Source organism: Rhizobium sp. NZLR8 (assembly GCF_019685025.1).
Taxonomy (GTDB): domain Bacteria; phylum Pseudomonadota; class Alphaproteobacteria; order Rhizobiales; family Rhizobiaceae; genus Rhizobium.
In genome coordinates, this window is sequence record NZ_JABDVY010000010.1 from 118,631 (window position 1) to 138,325 (window position 19,695).

General features: G+C 56.1%; 17 protein-coding genes and 6 pseudogenes. 13 read left to right on the forward strand and 10 right to left on the reverse strand.

Features of this window, described 5'->3' with window-relative positions:
- Positions 1-10 precede the first annotated feature (10 nt).
- Entirely contained in the window at positions 11-1,216 is a 1,206-nt protein-coding gene (locus HJB89_RS21520; protein ID WP_077988178.1) for an aminotransferase class V-fold PLP-dependent enzyme, read from the forward strand.
- A gap of 209 nt (positions 1,217-1,425) precedes the next feature.
- Here the strand turns inward: HJB89_RS21520 and HJB89_RS21525 are convergent.
- Both HJB89_RS21525 and HJB89_RS21530 read right to left on the reverse strand, forming a co-directional pair.
- Positions 1,426-2,131: pseudogene (locus HJB89_RS21525) on the reverse strand (IS6 family transposase).
- A gap of 181 nt (positions 2,132-2,312) precedes the next feature.
- Positions 2,313-3,548, reverse strand: coding sequence for a PLP-dependent aspartate aminotransferase family protein (locus HJB89_RS21530; protein ID WP_077988229.1), 1,236 nt, complete (start codon positions 3,546-3,548; stop codon positions 2,313-2,315).
- A gap of 79 nt (positions 3,549-3,627) precedes the next feature.
- Here HJB89_RS21530 and HJB89_RS21535 point away from each other — a divergent pair, with 79 nt between their 5' ends.
- Both HJB89_RS21535 and HJB89_RS21540 read left to right on the forward strand, forming a co-directional pair.
- Positions 3,628-5,106, forward strand: a complete 1,479-nt coding sequence (locus tag HJB89_RS21535) for a PLP-dependent aminotransferase family protein (protein ID WP_131624172.1) — start codon at positions 3,628-3,630, stop codon at positions 5,104-5,106.
- A 122-nt stretch (positions 5,107-5,228) separates the two neighbouring features.
- Positions 5,229-6,032, forward strand: a pseudogene (locus HJB89_RS21540) (AMP-binding protein); the annotation flags it as partial.
- Between the two features lie 292 nt (positions 6,033-6,324).
- Here HJB89_RS21540 and HJB89_RS21545 read toward each other — a convergent pair.
- The 5 genes and pseudogenes from HJB89_RS21545 to HJB89_RS21560 all read right to left on the reverse strand — a co-directional run bounded on the left by HJB89_RS21545 (position 6,325) and on the right by HJB89_RS21560 (position 10,032).
- Positions 6,325-7,443, reverse strand: a complete 1,119-nt coding sequence (locus tag HJB89_RS21545) for a ferritin-like protein (RefSeq protein WP_077988176.1) — start codon at positions 7,441-7,443, stop codon at positions 6,325-6,327.
- A 99-nt stretch (positions 7,444-7,542) separates the two neighbouring features.
- A pseudogene (locus HJB89_RS33800) lies at positions 7,543-7,924 on the reverse strand (GMC oxidoreductase); the annotation flags it as partial.
- 2 nt (positions 7,925-7,926) lie between these two features.
- A complete protein-coding gene (locus HJB89_RS33805) occupies positions 7,927-8,274 on the reverse strand; it encodes an FAD-dependent oxidoreductase (RefSeq protein WP_198943669.1) in 348 nt (115 codons plus the stop codon).
- A 12-nt stretch (positions 8,275-8,286) separates the two neighbouring features.
- Complete coding sequence (locus tag HJB89_RS21555) at positions 8,287-8,451, reverse strand: hypothetical protein (RefSeq protein WP_158081455.1); 165 nt, start codon at positions 8,449-8,451, stop codon at positions 8,287-8,289.
- Between the two features lie 366 nt (positions 8,452-8,817).
- Positions 8,818-10,032: an IS256 family transposase gene (locus HJB89_RS21560; RefSeq protein WP_077988175.1), complete on the reverse strand. Its 1,215-nt coding sequence runs from the start codon at positions 10,030-10,032 to the stop codon at positions 8,818-8,820.
- 59 nt (positions 10,033-10,091) lie between these two features.
- On the opposite strand from HJB89_RS21560, the pseudogene HJB89_RS21565 reads away from it, so the two are divergent.
- Positions 10,092-10,535 (forward strand): annotated as a pseudogene (locus tag HJB89_RS21565) (transposase); the annotation flags it as partial.
- 55 nt (positions 10,536-10,590) lie between these two features.
- Here HJB89_RS21565 and HJB89_RS21570 read toward each other — a convergent pair.
- Positions 10,591-10,716, reverse strand: a pseudogene (locus HJB89_RS21570) (transposase); the annotation flags it as partial.
- Between the two features lie 657 nt (positions 10,717-11,373).
- Between HJB89_RS21570 and HJB89_RS21575 the strand changes: the two are divergent.
- The 9 genes and pseudogenes from HJB89_RS21575 to HJB89_RS33810 all read left to right on the forward strand — a co-directional run.
- The gene (locus HJB89_RS21575) at positions 11,374-12,042 is read left to right on the forward strand and encodes a hypothetical protein (RefSeq protein ID WP_131624552.1); all 669 of its coding nucleotides are present in this window, start codon (positions 11,374-11,376) and stop codon (positions 12,040-12,042) included.
- Positions 12,043-12,151: 109 nt separating this feature from the next.
- Positions 12,152-12,430, forward strand: coding sequence for a hypothetical protein (locus HJB89_RS21580; RefSeq protein ID WP_018068327.1), 279 nt, complete (start codon positions 12,152-12,154; stop codon positions 12,428-12,430).
- Positions 12,431-12,674: 244 nt separating this feature from the next.
- Entirely contained in the window at positions 12,675-13,079 is a 405-nt protein-coding gene (locus tag HJB89_RS21585) for a hypothetical protein (RefSeq protein ID WP_131624554.1), read from the forward strand.
- Positions 13,080-13,256: 177 nt separating this feature from the next.
- Positions 13,257-13,730 carry a hypothetical protein gene (locus tag HJB89_RS21590; RefSeq protein WP_131624556.1) on the forward strand — a complete coding sequence of 158 codons (474 nt, stop codon included), beginning with the start codon at positions 13,257-13,259 and terminating at the stop codon, positions 13,728-13,730.
- Positions 13,731-13,867: 137 nt separating this feature from the next.
- The gene (locus HJB89_RS21595; protein WP_077988171.1) at positions 13,868-14,869 is read left to right on the forward strand and encodes a hypothetical protein; all 1,002 of its coding nucleotides are present in this window, start codon (positions 13,868-13,870) and stop codon (positions 14,867-14,869) included.
- An 84-nt stretch (positions 14,870-14,953) separates the two neighbouring features.
- Positions 14,954-15,811, forward strand: a complete 858-nt coding sequence (locus HJB89_RS21600; protein ID WP_131713911.1) for a hypothetical protein — start codon at positions 14,954-14,956, stop codon at positions 15,809-15,811.
- A gap of 420 nt (positions 15,812-16,231) precedes the next feature.
- Positions 16,232-16,468 (forward strand): type II toxin-antitoxin system VapB family antitoxin, encoded by a 237-nt coding sequence (gene vapB / locus HJB89_RS21605; protein ID WP_018496487.1) that lies wholly within the window; start codon positions 16,232-16,234, stop codon positions 16,466-16,468.
- Positions 16,468-16,887: a type II toxin-antitoxin system VapC family toxin gene (locus HJB89_RS21610; protein ID WP_077988169.1), complete on the forward strand. Its 420-nt coding sequence runs from the start codon at positions 16,468-16,470 to the stop codon at positions 16,885-16,887. The genes vapB and HJB89_RS21610 overlap by 1 nt, the downstream gene beginning before the upstream one ends.
- A gap of 255 nt (positions 16,888-17,142) precedes the next feature.
- Positions 17,143-17,376, forward strand: a pseudogene (locus tag HJB89_RS33810) (amidase family protein); the annotation flags it as partial.
- Between the two features lie 146 nt (positions 17,377-17,522).
- Here the strand turns inward: HJB89_RS33810 and HJB89_RS21615 are convergent.
- Both HJB89_RS21615 and HJB89_RS21620 read right to left on the reverse strand, forming a co-directional pair.
- Positions 17,523-19,121 carry an asparagine synthase-related protein gene (locus HJB89_RS21615; protein ID WP_077988167.1) on the reverse strand — a complete coding sequence of 533 codons (1,599 nt, stop codon included), beginning with the start codon at positions 19,119-19,121 and terminating at the stop codon, positions 17,523-17,525.
- A 72-nt stretch (positions 19,122-19,193) separates the two neighbouring features.
- Positions 19,194-19,352: a hypothetical protein gene (locus HJB89_RS21620; protein WP_165505241.1), complete on the reverse strand. Its 159-nt coding sequence runs from the start codon at positions 19,350-19,352 to the stop codon at positions 19,194-19,196.
- Positions 19,353-19,695: the final 343 nt, after the last annotated feature.

Below are 19,695 nucleotides of genomic sequence, written 5' to 3' on the forward strand. Positions count from 1 at the left end.
GGAATCCCTCATGTCGCAAATCAGCCGCAACGCTCGCAAGACTTTGGACCTTCTTCGCTTGCGTGCTGATACCCCCGGCACAAAAAACAGAAACCACCTTAACAATGCTGGCGCTGCGCTGATGCCGAGCCCTGTTATTGAAGCGGTGGTTGGGTACCTAAGGCGGGAAGGGGAGATCGGCGGATACGAAGCCGCAGCTGAGTCCAACTCTCTACTGGAGGGGACATATGACAGCTTGGCTACATTCGTAAACTGTGGCCGCGACGAGATTGCGATAGCTGAAAATGCGACGATCGCTTGGCAACGCGCCTTCTATTCCCTCTCTTTCGGACCTGGAGACCGGATCCTGACGGCAAGTGCCGAATTTGCAGCCAACTACATCGCCTTTCTGCAGGTTGCCAAGCGCACCGGCGTATCGATCGAAGTCATTCCGAATGACGCTTCTGGGGTCCTTGATCCGGACGCACTGGCGAAAATGATCGATGATCGCGTTCGGTTGATAGCGGTCACCTGGATCCCGACCAACGGCGGGCTTATCAATCCAGCAGCAGCGATCGGCCGAATAGCGCGCGAAAATGGCATTCTCTATCTGCTCGACGCATGCCAAGCCGCGGGGCAAATCCCGATGGATGTTAACGCCCTTGGCTGCGACATCCTTACCGCTACGGGCAGGAAGTTTCTCCGTGCGCCGCGGGGCACTGGTTTCATGTACATGCGCAAATCCGTCCTGGAGAAGATCGAGCCAGCCATGATCGATCTCTATGGTGCGCCTTTGACTGCACCGGATCGATACGAATTGAGACCTGATGCCAGACGTTTTGAAACGTGGGAGAAGAACTATTCGGTTCGTCTCGGCCTGCGGGCAGCAGTGGACTACGCGCTCGACATTGGGCTCGAAAATATCGAAGAGCGCTGCAATCACCTTTCGTCAAAGCTTCGCGAAGGCCTGAGGGGGATGCGTGCCGTGTCCGTACATGATCTCGGGACGCCCCTTGCGTCCATCATCTCATTCACTGTCAACGACTGGGACTCGTCAGCTGTCATGGCTTATTTGACAGGCAAGGGAATCAACGTCTCAGTTTCCCCTCCTTCCAGTACACCCGTCGACGCCTCTACGCGACAACTCCCGCCCGTGGTGCGAACGTCGCCACATTATTACAATACCGAGGAAGAGATCGATGCATTCCTGGAAGCGATTGCTGGTATTGCCTCGTAGCTGATGTGCTCGCCTGACGAATGAGCGGATTTTTTCAAGAGGCAAAGCAGTTGATGCGACCTTACATCAAGTCGTGACTGCATGCTAAGACCAAGCCCTAACTGTCCGTACCTGTTAGGCAGATCATGGCAGGCGCATCTGCCAATCCCGCCGGCATCGTAAACTTAAGGGATGAAAGGCCAGCGAAAGACGCCATCCGCAGATATCTCTCATGCTCGGGCAATTTTCGCCCACAGGCTCATCGCCGCCGTGCGCAGTTCGCGATGGTGGCCGGAGGAGATGTCGTGGCGCGGGATTTGAAATAGGTTGGCGATCGGATCATGGATGGAGACGAAGCGTTGTAGATGTCGCTGTGACTTGAAGCGCTTCATGATCCGCTCTCGCCGCCGGACTGGTTGGTGAGAATTCTCCGCCCGATTATTCAACCCTTTGTGGGAGCGATGATCTACACCCGGCATGATCTCTCGCTTTGCTGCGCCGTAGGACTGCAGCTTGTCGGTGATCATCGCACGCGGCGACCGTCCCTGACCCTTCAAGAGCTTGCGCATCAGGCGCTTGGCGGCCTTTGCATTTCGGCGGCTTTGTACGAGAACCTCCAGGACGAAACCGTCCTGATCAACTGCGCGCCACAGCCAATGCTTCTTGCCGCGGAATTGAAACAACGGCTTCATCGAGATGCCACTTGTCCCCAAGCCGACCGGATGATCGACGACGGATCTCGTTGGCAAAGGTGTGGCCGAATTTCTCCGCCCACAGCCGGACGGTCTGGTGCGAGACAATGATCCCACGGGCAGCCAGCAAGTCCTCGACCATTCGCAGGCTCAGAGGGAAACGGAAATAGAGCCACACGGCGTGGGCAATAACTTCAGCGGGAAAGCAATGTCGACGATAGAGTGGATCACGGTCTGTCATCAACCTTCATCGCACATCGAATTCCACATTCCGTTAAGTTGACGATGCCGCTTCCGCATCGATCTGGCCGTCGCGATCCATGGGCGTGATAGGGAACGCGGACAGGCCGCTCAAAAATTTCATTTTATACTCCGGGGTTCGTCTCATTTGCCGAGACGTTGGTTATCGATTGAGCCCTGCCACGTCATAAATCTTGCAGAGCCTGACGCAGATCGGCGACGAGGTCGCTGACATCTTCAAGCCCGACCGAGAGACGGACGAGGTCTTCCCCAACTCCTTCGATCAGATGAGCATCTTTCCGGAGCGCCTGGCGCGCCCGGGTTATGCTGGCCGGATGATAGATGAGACTGTCCGTGTCCCCCAGGCTCACGGCGCGCGTCAGCAGTTGAAGCCGGTCCAGCATCGTCCGTGCACCGTCGAAGCCCGCATGAAGGCCGAAAGCAAGCATGCCGGCCCCCTGCGTCATTTGCTTGTGGGCGATCGTATGATCGGGATGGGAGTCCAGGAAGGGATAGCTCACCCAGGCAACGGCGGGATGCGCCTCAAGCATGTGCGCGACTATCAGTGCCGAAGCACTGTGTCGCTCCATCCGCAGAGACAGCGTCTTCAGGCCGCGCAGGATCAGGAATGCAGAGTGCGGCGACAATGTCGCCCCTGTGATGTAGCGCAGGCCGGTTTCGTGCAGCGTATGGAGTGTTTCAGCGTCTCCAAGCAGCGCTCCGCCCAGGGTATCGCCGTGCCCGTTGATGTATTTCGTCAGCGAATGCAGCACAATGTCTGCGCCGTGCTCGATCGGGCGCTGCAGTGACGGCGAAGCGAAAGTGCTATCGACCGCGACCTTTACATTCCGCGCATGGGCGCGCGCTGCGATGGCGGAGATATCGAGGATGGCGCTTAGCGGATTTACCGGCGTCTCGAAATAGACCAAACGGGTTTTATCTGTGATCGCCGCGTCGAGATTGTTCGGATTCGATAGGTCAACCGGGACTACCCTGATCCCGAAGCGAGGCAGACACTGCTCGACCATCGCAACCGTATTCGAATAGAGCGTCTTGTGCACGACAAGCTCATCTCCCTGCGACAGCAAAGATAGGACCAGGGTGCCGAACGCGGCCATTCCGGTCGATACCACAAGCCCTGCCTCGGCCCCTTCCAGGTTGGCGAGCCTCTTCTCGAGGATCTCTGTGGTCGGGTTATATTCGCGGGCATACAGCCTGCCCCCGAGCGCTGCGGCGGCATCATTTGCCGCAACGCTCTCAAAGCCATAGGTCGATGTCAGAAAGACAGGTGGCTGCACTGCTCTTGAGAAGTCAGCAGGATCGAACGCGTGATGGATTGCGCGGGTATCAAATCCGAGACGCGCGCCATGCGACGGATCGGAGTGGTCCTGGACATTGTCTTGTTCGCTGCTGGCCGTCATTGGTTCGGTATCCTCTTTGCTTCCGACCACAGTGGCAGCATACTGGTCCGCTCGAAACATCCAGTTCTGCGGAAAGAAAATGGTCCAGTTGGAAAGCCAGGCAGTAGCCAAGCACGCGAAAATGGGAGCACGCCAGATCTACGAGGCGCTCAAGGATCAGATCCTGAGCCACGTTTATGAAGCTGGCGGTCAGTTGCCATCATCGCGAAATCTGGCGAATGAACTTGGTGTGTCGCGAACGACGGTGACAGTCGCCTATGAGCAGCTTGCGGGGGAGGGCTTCGTGGAGCAGCGCCAAGGTGCCCGCGCGCGGGTTGCAGCGTTTCCATTCGGACAGCGTCCGAGCGATGCCAGGCTCAAGCAGCAGGGTGCTCAGCGCCTGTCGGCCTATGGCGAAAGACTTCGGGCGACACCGCCATGGCTCGATTGTTTGCCCAACTCACTTATGATTGATTTCCGTTACGGAGACCTCGCTCCATCCGATTTTCCGGCGCTTGCCTGGAAGAAAGCTGTCAATGCGGTCATCGCTCAGCGACCGAGCCGACTTGCCTATGATGACCCGCGAGGATCGCGGCGTTTACGGCAAGCCCTGCGAGGATATCTTTGGCGCGCCAGAACATTGCAGTGCGATCTGGAGCAAATCATCATCGTGAACGGATCCCAGCAAGGCTTAGACCTTTGCGCACGGCTTCTGCTCGACCCTGGCAGCGAGTTCGTCATCGAAAACCCTAGCTATCGAATGGCTCGTCAGATCTTCGCCAGCACCGGCGCCTCTCCGGTCCCCCTCGCCGTCGACGGCGAGGGTCTGAAGACCGAGCTCTTGGAGGGAGTACGGGCTCATCTGGCCTATGTCACCCCTTCCCACCAGTTTCCGCTTGGCGGCGTGATGCCGATTTCTCGCCGTCATCAACTTCTCGAATGGGCGCGGGAAAACAACGCCTACGTGATTGAGGACGATTACGACAGCGAATACCGCTATGACATCAGTCCGGTGCCTCCTGTTCATAGTCTGGAGGCTGGAAGCAACGTCATCTATCTCGGTACGATTTCCAAAACGCTGTCGCCGATGATGCGCATCGGATATCTCGTTGTGCCGCCGAAACTGCAGGACGTGTTCGCAACCGCCAAGCAACTGTTCGACAGACATTCGCCGGTGACCGAGCAGGAAGCCTTGGCGGCTTTCATCGAACGCGGTGGTTATGAAGGCCATGTGCGCCGCGTACGGCGGCTGAACAGAGACCGCCGTGAGACGTTGTTGAAAGCACTGCAGTGCGCATTCGGCGAGCGGGTCACGGTGGAAGGCGCTGATGCCGGATTGCATGTTGTGGTCTGGTTCAACGAATTGCCGAAGTCGTCCGAGACGGCTTTGCAGGAAACCGCACAACGCGCCGGCATTGGAGTTCATGGCATCTCAGCCCTTTATGAGCCACAACCAGATGAGGCGACGGCAGACAAGCTCGGGCTTGTAATGGGGTATTCAGCCCTGACCCCACAGCAGATCGAGAAGGGGGTTCATCTCCTTCTGGCAGCGGTCGACACAGTGAAAGAGCAATTCTGACAGTTGCATTCGGCATCGCCAAAACCGAGGAAAATGCGAGAGGCGGTGCTGCATGACAGCCACTCGGATGCAAAGTGGGAGACTGGACCAGCAACAAGGGATCAAACTGGCACTGTGCGGAAGGCCAGTTCCCCGCGCCTGAGGCCGTGCTGGACATGGTCGAAACGTTCAAACCAACCGTACTTTTTGGGTTGCCGACCCTCTACACTGCTCTAGTTCGCGCAAATTCAGCCAAGACAACGGATCTCTCGTCGCTGCGGCAATCGATGTCGGCGGCCGAAATCCTCCCGGAAGACATCTACAATGCCTGGAAACATCTTACCGGGCACGGTCCGACCGAAGGGCTGGGTTCGACCGAGCTTTTACACATCTATCTTTCCAATCAACTCGACGATCACCGTATCGGTGCCGCCGGCGCGCGCGTTCCGGGCTACGAAATCAGGCTCGTCACGCCAGATGGTGAGCCGGTAGAACCGGGCGAGGAGGGCGCAATGCTCATCCGCGGTCATTCTTCCGCGCCTTGCTATTGGAACCGCGCCGACAAGACGAGCGAGACGATGCGTGGAGACTGGATCGTTATTATTACTTTCTGGGTCGCACCGACGATTTGATCAAAGTCTCCGGGCAATGGGTCTGGCCGATGGAGGTTGAACGCTGCCTCAACGAACATCCCTACGTGCATGAGTGCGCCATCCTCGCACATGAAATTGGAGGATCGCCGTATGACATTGCGGGCCGCGGTGAAATTGCGCGATGGCGCAGTGCACGGCGATGTGCAAACCCGCATCCTGCGCGACTACGTGAAATCGACTTTGATGCCCCACAAATACCCACGCATAATTCAGTATGTCGCCGAACTGCCGAAGACCGGAACAGGCAAGATCGACCGGCAATCATTGTTAAAATTGCCGGTCCCCGTGGATTGAACGGCCCGCGGCCCGCGCGGTTTAGTACGGCTCGGCTGTCGTGCGATCTCCCATCTGAATGCGAAGAGGAACAGTGATTTTATGTCTTATGTTTTCTGGCGTTGGTGCACGGATGTGGAACTGAACGGATGGGGCAAGGTGACGAAGGGCGGTGAGCAGCGTGTCGGCGACCTCGCTCCCGACCACCGTGTCGAGCGTGTCGAGAGTTCCGCCAGGCCCCCTCCCAAAAGATCGAAGCGGGAAACGGCCGTCAATTCGACAGAAAGGTCGAGAAATGCATCGAAACGGCTACTCATGCGATCACCTCCGCCTGCCCGGTGACAGCTGCCTGTTTGGCACTGTGGGGAATCTCGTAGGTGGGGCTGCTGTACTTACCGGGATGGCCCGGCAGGGGATTGCGGATCAGTTCAACGATTATATTGCGGAATTCGAACATGATCGGAACGGCTTCCAGCAGCAAGCTCGGCTGGCCATTATAGGCACGCGTCAAAAGCTCCAGAAACTCGCCATAACATGTATTGAAGTCGGTCGCCGCCTCACGCAATTCCGAGCCTTTGGATATTTCCGCCACCTTGAGGTTCGGTTTGATGGCATAAGCGCCTTCCCAGTCGACCTGCAAATGCGGACCCGTGGGGTGGTCGGGCTGATCACCTTTCCGGTAATAGCGGCCTTTGACCAGTTCATCGAAACGATAGTAATGGGCCAGTTCGTGCTCGTCATCGTCGTAGATACCACCACCGTCACCTTCGCCCTGTTCCATGATGAGCTCTATGGCTTCGAGGGCGCTTTTCAGATCGGTCACGGGAAACAACTCACCGCCGCCGGAATAATAATATTCCGAGGTAATCTGCCGAAACTTGTCGCCGATAAAAATCGTTGTGCCCGCCCGGCGCGCTTCGGCTTCTAAGTATTTGATGCCGTCTGCGATTGCCGAATAGAACTCGCCAATACTGTAAAAATGGAGATCTTCGTGCCTCGGATCACTGCCAAGCGCTGTGATATGCGGGGAGTTCTTGCGTTGTATCAGGCCCATGCCAGCGAGATGTTCGGGGCGCCGGGCCGGCCGCTCGATTTTCAAGAATGTCGCCAGCGCTTCACGGCTGAAAGCCTGTATGCTGACCTTAAAGTCGGTCTCGCCGTCAGGGAGCGAGGCGGGATAGTTAACCGCGAAATCTGGCCTAGTAAGATCCGGCGTGCCACCGATGGCATTGAGGATATTGGCCGCAATGGTCAAATCCAGCATTTCTTCCACGACGATCACGCGAAGAACTTGCGCCGCATCCCGGTTTACACCGGGCTTAATCGAGTAAAGTGCAGTCAGATACGGCGGAATCGTCGCATGTTCGAGCTGCATCGCACGGTGGAGAAACTCTTTCAGCTCATCGAGCGTCTTAATGCCATAAGGATCCATCCTCAAGCTCCCTGGAATATAGTTAGGTGCACAGTCCGGCTTCGTGTCGCTTGCGTCGAGTCCCGCAGTTCGTTCCGCGTATCGGATATTGGTCTTTGTTCAGTGCAGAGACTTCAGAATGTCGCGGCCGCTTCGGAAGCACATGGCGGCCAGCGTCAAGGTGACATTGGCCGTGCCGATCGTCGGCATGCTGCCGCCGCCCACCAGATAGAGGTTTTCGTGGTCCCAGCTGCGCTGGTTCTTGTCCACGACGGAATTGGTCTTCGTCGTTCCCATGATGTGGGTGCCGGCCAGATGATTGCCGCCGCGGATCGCATAGCCTTGCCTCATAGGCCACACAGCCGAAATCGCTAGGGTCGTAATGGGTATGATCCTGCGCGCCCAGACGCGTAAAGACGGTGCGCGCAAACTGGCGGCCATAGGCGGCACCCTTCATGGTATATTCCGGAGCCGTGAACGACAGGATGGGCCGCATATTGCCGCTTAAGGTCCGGATTGAACGATATAGGTCGAGCTATCGGTTTCCCCCGCCTGCAGCTTGCGAAGCTGCGTGCTGCGGGGCATGGCCGCGTTCGCATTCAGCGGAAAGGGCGACTGGTTATCCTTGGTGGCTGCCGAATAGAAGGTCGTCAGCAGATCGTTATAGCCTGCCAAAGAGCTATTGGCACCGGTTCCGGCTTCAAGCACAAGGACACGCTTGCCAGCTTCTGCAGCCTGCTTGGCAATTATAGCTCCGGAAATGCCGGAACCAACGACGACGATATCGTAGTCGCCAGACGCTGCGACAGACTTGGAATCCGCCTTCAGCGCTGATTCGAGTGGGAAAAGCACTTTGATCCTCCATCATTCCAGCAAAGCCGCATCAGGAAAATAGCGCGACAACGCAACCAAGTCGGTCTGCGCGAAGGCAGGTGTCAGAGTAACCACACGCGCAAGAGCGCCGATGGCCACGCCTGTACTGGTCAAATCCGCAACTGTCGTCGGCTGACTCCAAAACGCTGCTGTCATCGGCTGACTCCACAATTGATTGAAATTTGGCGGGACAAGACGCCGCTAGACTAGCTATATTTGTGATGTCGTAAATAAGTACTATTGCTCAGTTTGTTGCCGTTTCCGATGAGGTCGTCCTTTGTTTCGAGATGATTGCGCCGCCGGCTCCCGGATGGGCGGTGTCACGTTGTTTGAATGTGGCCACGTGAGGCCGAGCCTGCGCTTTTCAGGCAGGCCGTGCACTCACGGCTTCCCACGCGGCCATTGCCTGGCGTCGATGGGTTCGAATTTGTGCTGCGGAGCGGTTGGTCTGGGATGGGACGAAGAGGTTTCGGAGGGACTGTCAGGAACTTCGTGTACGGGCGTGCGGTTGAACATTTGCTCTTACGCCCTTGCGGCCTGAAAGCGGTCCGCAAAGAGAATGGCGAATTGGGATTTTGCCATCGCCCACTCCCTCGGCGGCATTTTCCACTCTTTCTCCGATCTGTTCAAGACCGGGTAGAGCAGTTTTGTCGCCGCCTCATCGCTCGGAAAATGACCTCTTGCCCGGACGGCGCGACGCAGCTTGGAATTTAGGGCTTCGATGGCGTTGGTGGTGTAAATGATCGGGCGAACATCCCTTGGAAAGGCGAAGAAGGGGATGACCTCCTGCCAGGCTCGCGGCCAGATCTGGGCGACGGCTGGGAATTTCCGACCCCAAAAGCCACCCTCGAACGTTGTCAGCGCCGCCTCCGCCGCCTTGTCATCGATGGCTCCGTAGATTGCTTTCAGCTCGCGGGCCAAATCCTTGCGGTCCTTCCATGGTGCAAAATCCAGAGAATCGCGCAGCAGATGGACGATGCAGGTCTGCACCGTCGTTTGCGCGAAGACGGCATTGATGGCGTCTGGAAAGCCCTTCAGGCCGTCGACGACGGCGATCAGGATGTCCTCGACGCCGCGGTTCTTCATCTCGTTCATCACCCGCAGCCAGAATTTGGCACCCTCATTCGTTTCGATCCACAGGCCGAGCATCTCTTTCGTGCCATCGCCGCGCACGCCGAGCGCGATGTGCACCGCCTTGCATGGCCTTCGTCTCTGATCTTTGACCCGCAGCGCATCGAAGAACACCAACGGATAGACCGGCTCCAGAGGCCGCGACTGCCAGGTCGCAACTTCGTCCAGCACCGCGTCGGTGACGGCCGAGATCAAGTCGGCCGACACGTCGATCCCGTAAAGATCCTGGACATGCCCCACGATCTCACGCGTGCTCATCCCACGCGCATACATCGACACGATCTTCTCGTCGAAGCCAGGCAAGCGGCGCTGATACTTGGCAAGCAATTGAGGATCAAAGCTCGACTGCCGGTCGCGCGGGATGGAAAGCTCCAAAGAGCCGCTATCCGTCAGCACTGTCTTGCGGCCGTAGCCATTGCGGCTGTTGCCGACGGTCTCTTCGTCGGAGAGATGATGATCCATCTCCGAATTCAACGCCCGCTCCGCCAGCGCCTTCTTCAACTGATCGAGCAGACCGTTGCTCTCGAAAGCCGTTTTCGCATCAGAACCGGCGAGAAGCTGGTCCAAAATGCTGTCCGCGATGATAGGCTCTTTCCGTCGTGCCATGGGTGGTCTCCTTCGTACCCATTATGCACGCCCGTACACGAAATTCCTGACAGTCCCATCAGGATGCTGGCGATGTCTCTCAAGTTGCGCCACTCCTGGACCAGATTGGCGGTCCGATCGGACAGTTCACAGCCGACGGTGCCTATGATGGAAAACCTACATACGAGGCAGTCATCGATCATAGCGCGGCGGCGGCTATCGTCATTCCGCCTCGCGCCAACGCGGTCGAGCCAAGCGACGATAGACCTCCCGGCCAACGGAACCGGCATATCGCCGCAATCAACAGTGACGGCCGGATGAAATGGCAGGTCTCTAACGGCTACGGCTAACGCTCGCTGGTTGAGACGGCAATCGGGCGATACAAGTCCGTCATCGGGCGGCGTCTGCGGGCCAGGTCGCTGCCTGGTCAGCAGACCGAAGTCGCCATCGGCTGCGCCGTCCTCAACCGCATGCTTGCTTTCGCACGCCCGAAAGCCGTCCGCCGCAAGGCAGCCAAGCCATAATCAGCCGTTTCAAAGATCCCCATCCCTTCAGTTCCACATCCGTGCACCAACGCCATCGCCATTTGTAAAATGACGCCGTGCTCATGCCATGTTCCCGGCAAAGCTCGGGTACAGGGACACCGCCTTCCGCCTGGCGAAGAATGGCAAGGATTTGTGGTTCGCTAAATCTGCTCGTCTTCATCGAAATCTCCTCGATCATAAAGCCGGAGAAAATTCCACTTTTGAAGCCCCTTAATGGCGGGGAGGGTTACCAGTACCGTCAGGGATCGTAACTGGCAAATTCCAATTGGCCTATTCAATTGGGGTACGTCATGACGTTGCGGCATTGTCGCTACCTTTGTCGGTTACGTGACAGGCGCCCTTGTTGTCAATCGCGTATTTTCGCGCCACATAACTGGAATCGCAGCGAATTATTGTTCGTCATCTCAATCGGCCTGCCTGGCACGAATCTTGAGAGCTATTGCGAGGCAGCGGAACGGCCTCCGCATCCGCATTGCGGGATAACCGCATTGCTTCGAACACATGAAGGAACGCCAAGCATGCCCAACCTAAAGGTAGGTGAAACAGCTCCCTCAATGGACTCCGCTGAACAATCCCTGATCGATCGCATCTGGACGGCGATAGACGCGAAGGATTGGGAGACGGCACGTTCGTTACTAGAAGATGGCATCAGTGTTATGCCGGACAGCCTCAACCTACTCCAGTTATGCAGACAGTTGACAAATTGCAAGACATGGAGGCCGGCTGCCTGATTCTACGCAAATTTGTCCGCCTTGCAATTGAGAAGGTCTCAAAAGACTGGCTTCTTGGAGCGATGGATCAACTTTTGGAGGATGTAATGAACGGCAGACTTAGAAAAGCACGCATCTTAACATTTGAACCAATCACGAATGTCGGAAGAATAGAGACAGTACTGCACCATATTTCTGTATTTAGATCCGATCCGGCCGTTGAGAACGGAGTATCAATTACCTCATACGGTCGCGGACAGCTCATAGGCGTGATGTATACAGTGCCTGCACATGGGCAAATTGATGTCGCCTTAAATATTAAACTTCAGTGTGTTACTCCATCAGACGTGATTGCATTGAACAACATGATAAAAGGAATGCTTGACGCTTCGCATTCTCATAAATTTGAGGAAACAGAATCGACGAACGTTAGCGGAGGCTTAGGATTCTTCGCTTTTTGGTCGGGCGGCGTGTCAGCAAGTTATAGTGATGTCAAACACACGTTGGACGGTTGGGGCCTGAGTGCGGAGGACCAGCGGAAAATCGTTAACGGCATGATGGAGATCGCTCAGAACGAGTCAACGTTCAACTACAAGGGCACTATATATAACCGCGACTTCGATTATGACGTGACCGGTAGTCTCTTTGCAATCGTTATGGATGCAACAATCCAACAAGGGCAATATCACAAGCAACTGCGATTTTTGGCTCCCAAAGTACACCTCAATACAAATGACGGCGACAGCCTGCCGGTAGTTGGCACACTATACTCCTGATGTATCGCGCTCGCCGAACGTGGCTTGGCTCCTGTATTGCGGACAGACGATTCACAAACCATGGCAGCACTAAAGCCATTAAACGTCGTCAGAAAGGAGTTGTACGGGCATGGATTACTACCCAGCGCAGATAATATCCAAAGGCGTAAATAAAAGCGTAAAGATCTATCGTCTTCATGGGATCGATAAGGCGCAAGCAATACAGCGGCTGAAGGACGGCAAGGACGTATATACGACCAAATCAAAGGCTAATACCCTGGCGAAGGAGCTCAGCCGAGGCCAGGGCATTTGGAAGGACGACGCCCATGTGATCGGTGGCTATCGGCACTACCATGACGTAGATCACCACTACCGCAGCCACATTTTTTTTGGCGAACCAAAAGTCTAAATCCACGAAGATTCCTCCTGAAGGGTTAAAATCAATGGCAGTTCAGAAAATACAATTTTCGCTTTTGCATGGGGTGTTAGCTCCTGATGGCGCTCAAGGCCCGTAAGCGGAAGATTCATTATCGGTCGATGCTCATGGCGACGGAATAAATTCGGGCATCGACTATACGATCCAGCGCATTCAGAGGGCTGGGTGGACGCAGAAATTAAGGTCCCAGCACTGACGAGCCAAGAAGCTCAGGATATTGACGCGCTGTTCAAAATCCCTTCTTTCGGCATCAGCTCGTGAAGAGGTCCAACATTATGAAAGCGTCCATGGAAAGGGGAACCTGAATTTCTTCCGATATCTTTTCGGCGGCGTTGAGGCAGGTTATGATAAAATACGCCACCTTCTAAAGAACGTAGGCCTGTCAGAGGATAACATTAAAACACTTGTTTCGACGATCGCAGATATGGCGGATCGTATCGCTCAAAGCATCAATACCGGCAACGACTATTCAGTGGCCGGTGAACTGAAGATCTCGACGATTCAAGGAAAGGTCATCTCAGGCAAGAACATGATCCAATATCGTGTTCTGGCGAATAAGGGGACCGCTGGTTCGAACGGTGCAACAGCTCCGGCGAATGTGGAAGCGATTCCACTCAACTAGGTGCCTTTGCGGGAGGGCCGGACATAGGCTGCCATGAGCTTGGGTTCGTAGGTGAGCGTGGCCCGCCCCCGGTAAGCTAAATCGGGGGTTGCTCTCGAAAGGCCAGAGCCGAGCCCTAATGAGACAAAGCAGTAAAAGAATTCAGCGGCCAACCACCAAAACGCAGTGGTGACAAACATGAAGTTTGAAGGCGCCTCAAGATTTCCCACTCGTAATTTTCCTTACCACCGGAATGCCTCCGGGCTGTCTCGTGACGGGCTCGCCGATCCCCTAAAGGATACACCGACCGGCGCCGCGGCGCGCTTTATCCTAGGGATCGACCGTAAGGCGTCGGTGCTCGATCCAAGGGCAGAAGCTTCACCAGTCAATGACGCTTTTGCGAAGCTGGTCCTTGCTCCCGGGCACCGGCCGGAGACCCTGCTTGAATTGCTGGCTGTCCTTGATGCTGTTGTCGGCCCAGATGCGCTCCCAGATCAGCGGATCTATCGGGTCACAGACGGCGGGCAAATTGCCTGGGATCCTTCCACTGCAGATCTAGATCGCCATTTGAGGCTGGTTGTGACACGGCACCGCGAACAAGATGCCGAGATATTCGTATCGACGGCGCCTCCTTTCAATTCCAGCGGCATCTTTTTACAGGTTTTTGCCTAGGATCCGGTCGCAGGCGCTTATAATTTTTACGAGCGGCGTAGTGGAACCTGGTCTTGGGCTGGGAACTCGTGGCATTCGCTACAAGCGCCAACCCGGGGGCGCGGTCCGTTCGACAGCCATGTAACGGCGGACCGGTCATGAAAGAGCTGAAAGTGCCATGGCTACACTGGCACTCTCAGGCGTCGCCGATTCAAGACGAGATCTTTGCTCCTGACGATCCGTTGCGATCAGACACTCTCTACCACAGTTCGCAGGTCAAGGGTGCTGAGGATCTCGAACTTATCGTGCGCTCTGGCACCTCCCGTTGGACGAAATCGAGATTCGATCGTGAGGCTCAAAATGGCATCCTTTCCAATGCCCAGAGCTTCCTACGACAAGTTGTCACGACGACGACGGTCAATCTTACATCCTCTCCTCAACAGTCGGCATCACTGGCGCCAGATGAGCTGCTTCGCTTGCCCACGACGTTCTTCTTGAACACAGAGTGCCTGCTTGATGAACTGAACATACCTGCGAACATCCAGCGTCTGAAAGTTCCGGGCGCGTTCTATACGAATTGCCTCAGTCGATACGCCGTCCAACGGCAGGACGGGGGCGTCGTGGTTCAAGGGGATGTCGATTTCGCCTTCGCCGTTCCGGAGCCGTCTCTGGAGGACCGGGTTATTCTAGCCGGCCTGCTGGGAAGAGGTGTTCTGTCCCGTCGCCTGGCAGCCTGTTTGCTTATGGTCGATTTCCAGAACCCGATCTTTTCCCGAAAACGAGAATATCTGCTGCGGTTTTTCCCCACCCAAATGAAGCTGGACGGCAGCGGCGAGGCGCTTTTCGTTCAGGCCGTTCGCGATCCCGGAGGCGAAATGGGGGCAGAGTTCCTCTCCCTATGGGACGTCGATCCAAGCGGCTGGGAACAGTCGTTCGCAACGATGATCGAGACCCATTGGACGAAGCTCACCGAGAAGTTGGGTACGGCAGATGGCTTTGACGAAATTTTTCGGCTGGCCGAATCCAGACGTCGGCAGTTCCGTAAGCGCCCCTTGTCGGAGTTCGGTCTGACATTGCCGATCGCCAGCACTCTTGAGATCACTGATTTTCTACGCATGGATGTCGACGCCCATGTTTTACCCGACCCGGAGGAAGCGTGATGCCAAGTTTTGACCCACCTGGATTCTTGCAGGACTTCAACCAGCAGCAACAAGAGGCTTGGAGTGACTGGATGTCGCAACAGCTTGACGATGCGAAGGCCGGACAGCCGGACGTACGATTTTGACGCCCCGCGCCCACGCTTCTTCAACGTCGCTAAGACGCCGTTGGCGGCAGATGCTGTCGAAAAAGATATAAGCTGGACCGCGTTTCCCCGCCTGGTGGCAATCGATGCGGCCACCGACGAAGAGCGTTGGAAGACCGCTGACGGAAGCAGGGACGTGCAGGACGAATATTGCGAGTGGAGTGTAACCCGCTTGGCCGACGGGCGTATTTCGCGCGTGACATTTACCTGCGAGGGGCCCGAATACTGGCAATTTCTCGCGGCAACCGATCCAGCTAAAGTTTTGGACCTTTACCGTGGCCACATAGACCCTGCGGTTCAGCCGAATGATCTTTTGACCTCGGCCGGAACTTATAATCCGAGAAACAAGTGGAACAGCGGGACGTCTAAGGGTGCCATGCACCTGATCCAACAGAACAACACTCTTGGCGCAGAGATTGAACTCGCCGCCGGGGCGAGCAATACGCGTGCGCCCAAAGGCGTGTTGTTGACGAACGACCAGGACCTCATTCGATGCGGCGCTTATGGGCAAGCGGAAAGGCATAGTGACCCGACCATCGGGGGCGGCGTCAATTTATTGGCGCGGACTGACGCAAACATTTCACTCGCCAATCCGGTTGGTATCTATTTCGCAGGTTTGAACACGGCCGGTTGGGCAAGCCCGGATGGGACGCAACCGGCCCTCTTCTGGAAAATTACGCGTGGAACAGCTGAAAAGGCTGTCCGCGCTGTTTTTGAAGTACCCGCCGATCGGGGCTATTTGGTCAGCGACGTCACGATAAACGGCAAGGCCTATCAAGTTCGGTGGACAAATTTCTGATTTCATTTCGATGAAGTTGACAGGGGTGGCTATGAACATCGGCAAAAGTGCTCACCCTCCGATCGCGGGATGCAAGAGTAGGGCGGCCAAAACCGCGGGGTTGACGAAGATTGACGTCGCATCGACGCTTCGGCGACCCGCTACCCCCGCCAGATACTAGGATCAGGGCCTTCCTCGCGGCCGCGCTCAGAAGAAACGGGGGCTCGCGCGACCCGAGCCGCCGAAGGATGGGCGCCTTGATGCCCTGCTGGCCAATACCCGTTGGCGGGTGGACCAGCACACGATTCGGCACGAGCGACCTCACCCTGTTGCGAGATGCGCCCCGTCGCCCCAAGCGCCAAACATTTACGTACACACTGGGGATGTACTATTTGGAAAGCCTAGGATATAGTACATCCACGTACACACAAGGCTAATGACATGCACACCACTAAAGCTTTCAAGAATGGAAATTCCCAAGCGGTTCGCATACCGGCGGAACTGGCGTTTGAGCGAACCGATGTTGAGTTGGAGATCGAGCGCATCGGCGACGAGCTTCGCATCCGTCCTGTGCATCGCTCCCTGGCCGGCGTTCTGGATGTATTCGCCCGCTTCTCTCCGGATTTCATGCGTGACGGAAGAGAGTCCCATGAGCAAGACGAGCGGGACAAGATCTGATGGCGCGCTACATGCTCGATACGAACATGTGTATCTACCTGATGAAAAACCAGCCGGAGCAGGTCGCTCGCCGCTTTGCCAGTTGCTATGTGGGGGACGTGGTGATGTCCGCCATCACCTTCGCGGAACTCGAGTACGGTGTTTCCGCATCCGATGATCCGGAACGAGAACTTGATAATCTCTCCGCCCTGGCCGAGCTAATCACGGTAGAGCCGTTTGGGATCGCAGCAGCGCGTGCCTACGGTCCGGTTCGAATGGCGACGAGAGACCGGAAGAAAGATCATCTCGACAAACTGATCGCATCGCATGCGATCGCTCTGGACACGGTATTGGTGACCAACAACACGCGGGACTTCCTGGCGTATCCCGGACTGAAGCTCGAAAACTGGCTGGACGCGGAACGCAGAGAAACCAATTAACCCGTCCCAGCGGCTATGCCGTGAGGGGCGGGCAGGAGGGGACCTTGCCGGCGCTCGTGCCGGTAAGAGGGCGATGTTAGAGGTTAGTTTTCGCTCGATGAAAATAGGTTTCTGGAGACAACCTCCAGTCGGAGCGCTTAATGCTGAAATCGATATCGCTGTGTCGTCAGCGATGGAAACGCTAGCAGATCAGGGCGCATCCATCATCCCATTTACACTTCCAATCGATGACGTCTTGGACTTGTTCGATCATCATTGGATGTGGCTTTAAACGGCGTGGACGTCGTTATCTCGCCCGCCGCCGCCCATCTCCCTTTTGCAACGGCCATGAACGCTCCACCCGATACCGGAGTCAAGAGTTGGACTGAATGGACTGGCTTTAGCTACCCGCTAAATTTGACAGGGCAACCTGAATGTGTGGTCTCCTGCGGTTTTAGCGCCACGGGGCTACCTATCGGTATTCAGATTATTGGTGCACGAGGTGCGGACGGCCGGGTTCTATCTGTAGCGAAGGAAATCGAAAGTCTTATTGGCCGGTATTGCGAGAGTAATCACGATCTGCCTCGCGACGGCACCAGGCGGAATTGTAAGGGACCTAATTGCAGGCGTGTCGAAGTCCCGATGGGTGATCTCCTTCAAGTTCCGTCAATTCGCCGAAGCATGTGTTCAACGTTAATCGCGTGGAAGATAAAGCCGAGCTCGCCAAGCGGAGAATCGTATCGGATAGCGTCTATTGCGGCGATCAGGCGGTCAGCATCGATCAGTCCCAGTTCATGCAGCAGGCAACGGCGGGATAATTGACTAGTGATCTCGCTAGCACCGATAATCAGCGAGCCGGACAGATAGTTTTCGAAATTTTCTCGTATAGAAACGGTGAAGAACCGTTCGGGATATCCAAGCCGTTCCAACATCCGGCGATGCAGCGCCTTTTCGTGCCTCCAGGCTAAAGGCAAACTCCGATAAAATCGTACGGCTTCTGGCTGGGCGAATGGGCTAATTGGCCATATGCCATGGCTCGCAAACAAAGGAGCCCGCGCGGCGTGTGCCTCCAATACCGAGATCGGCAGAATAGGAAAGGGTGCCCGATCGCAGCTTGCTGCATAGTCGGGCAATCGGTTTTTGAGCACCAGCGTCATGGCGGAGGGAAGGATCGCAGGAAGGAATGAATCGCTAACATTACGAGCGAATTGCTCGTGATTTTGCTCGAAAGCATGGGCCATTAGCAACTCATCACCGCCTGTGCCAGTTGCGACCGCCCGTGGGGCTGAGGCAGTTGTGAGCGACTTCAATAGTTGATGGAGAGGCCGCTGCAGATCGGCATTGTAGGGAGCGGGAACGTAGTCGCTACTCACTTCGAACCCACACGGAACCATTGGTATCGTGTCAACACGCAGCGTTTGGTCGTGGAAGCCAAAGTGCTCGATTGCTATTTCGCGCCGCGAAGTCTGTTGACTTCGAGCTGGCCCCTCGACCTCTAAGGCATAGGTTTGCAGGGCGTCAGGATGCTGCCCCGCCAAAATGGCGGCAACGACTGCCGAATCCAATCCTCCGCTGAATTCGCTAGCCGTGAGGGCGGGTGTGAGCGGCCAGCGACGCAGCAGAGCGTCGATCAAACGGCATGCTGCGGCTGCAACATCGGCCTCATCCACAAGCGGGGTCGGGATGAAATACGGTGCCGGAGGCGGATAGTGCGTCTCGACGGCTCCCGTCCTGCTGATGCAAAGTGACGCGCGCTCGGTCAGCATGAAAACACCGCGAAACATCGTGGTTGTTGCATAGGGGAGCGTCCCCACAAGACGCAGACCAGTTCGGTCCGTGTCGACGTCGGCCAGGGTCATGCCCGAATAAAAGTCCGCTATCGACCAAGAGAGATCAATTCGCTCGCCGCTGACCTTCAGATAAAGTGGCGCAACACCTCCATGTCCGGCGCTGAAGGTAACCGTGCCGGAATGGCGATTGATCGAAATTGTCTGATAGTCCAATCGCCATTGTCCAAAAGCACAGAAATCATGCGCTCGTTCTATCGGCCAATCCCTGAGCGCCATAACCTGCCCATTCGGTTCGGCCGAACGCTCGCGGCAGATCAGGATGATTTGATCAGCGGTGTCCCACCGGAAGTTTTCGAGCAAAGGATGGTCTAGGATCTTGATAGAGATGTTGGGGTAGGGCGGCGGATACATCGGGGGCTCAGCCACGCACTCGAGATGACCTCGGTCAATCGTTCCCTTGAACATGGATGATCGCTTGGTTGATGAAAATCTAAAGGGCAGTGACCGCCGCCTTGGCGACGGTCACACGGATGAAACTTAAACGTCCAGTTTGTCCATGTCTCCTGGCTTGCCCCCCTTGATCATGGCAGCAATTTCTGTGGTCGAAGGGGTCGGTCCGACGCGCGGCGCCTTGGCAAACACGCTCAACTCGCTACCGATTGGATCAATGGGCTTACGGCTAGCTATCGTTTCCATGTTATGACTCTCCGTTGGTTTTCCTCGCCGTCCCCCTAAGGGGCCAATGACGCGATTGACTGAGGTACATTGTCCCATGCCGTTCTAGGGTGGCATAGGCTGCGGAAGTATTTGGCTGCAATCGATCCGGGCGGCTACGCGGCTGGCTCTCTGACCTATGCATTGAGCGTACGACAATCGCCCGGTAAAGAAGCGGGTCTGCCTGCGATGCGGCGCCGCTTGTACAAAAGAATTCCAGGCGGGGACTCGTCCTCGCTTGTGAGCCGGACTGGCGGCGAATTGGTGACCAAAACTTCCTGAGACGTAATGTTCAAACATCGAGCGGAATTTCCTATACCAGCTA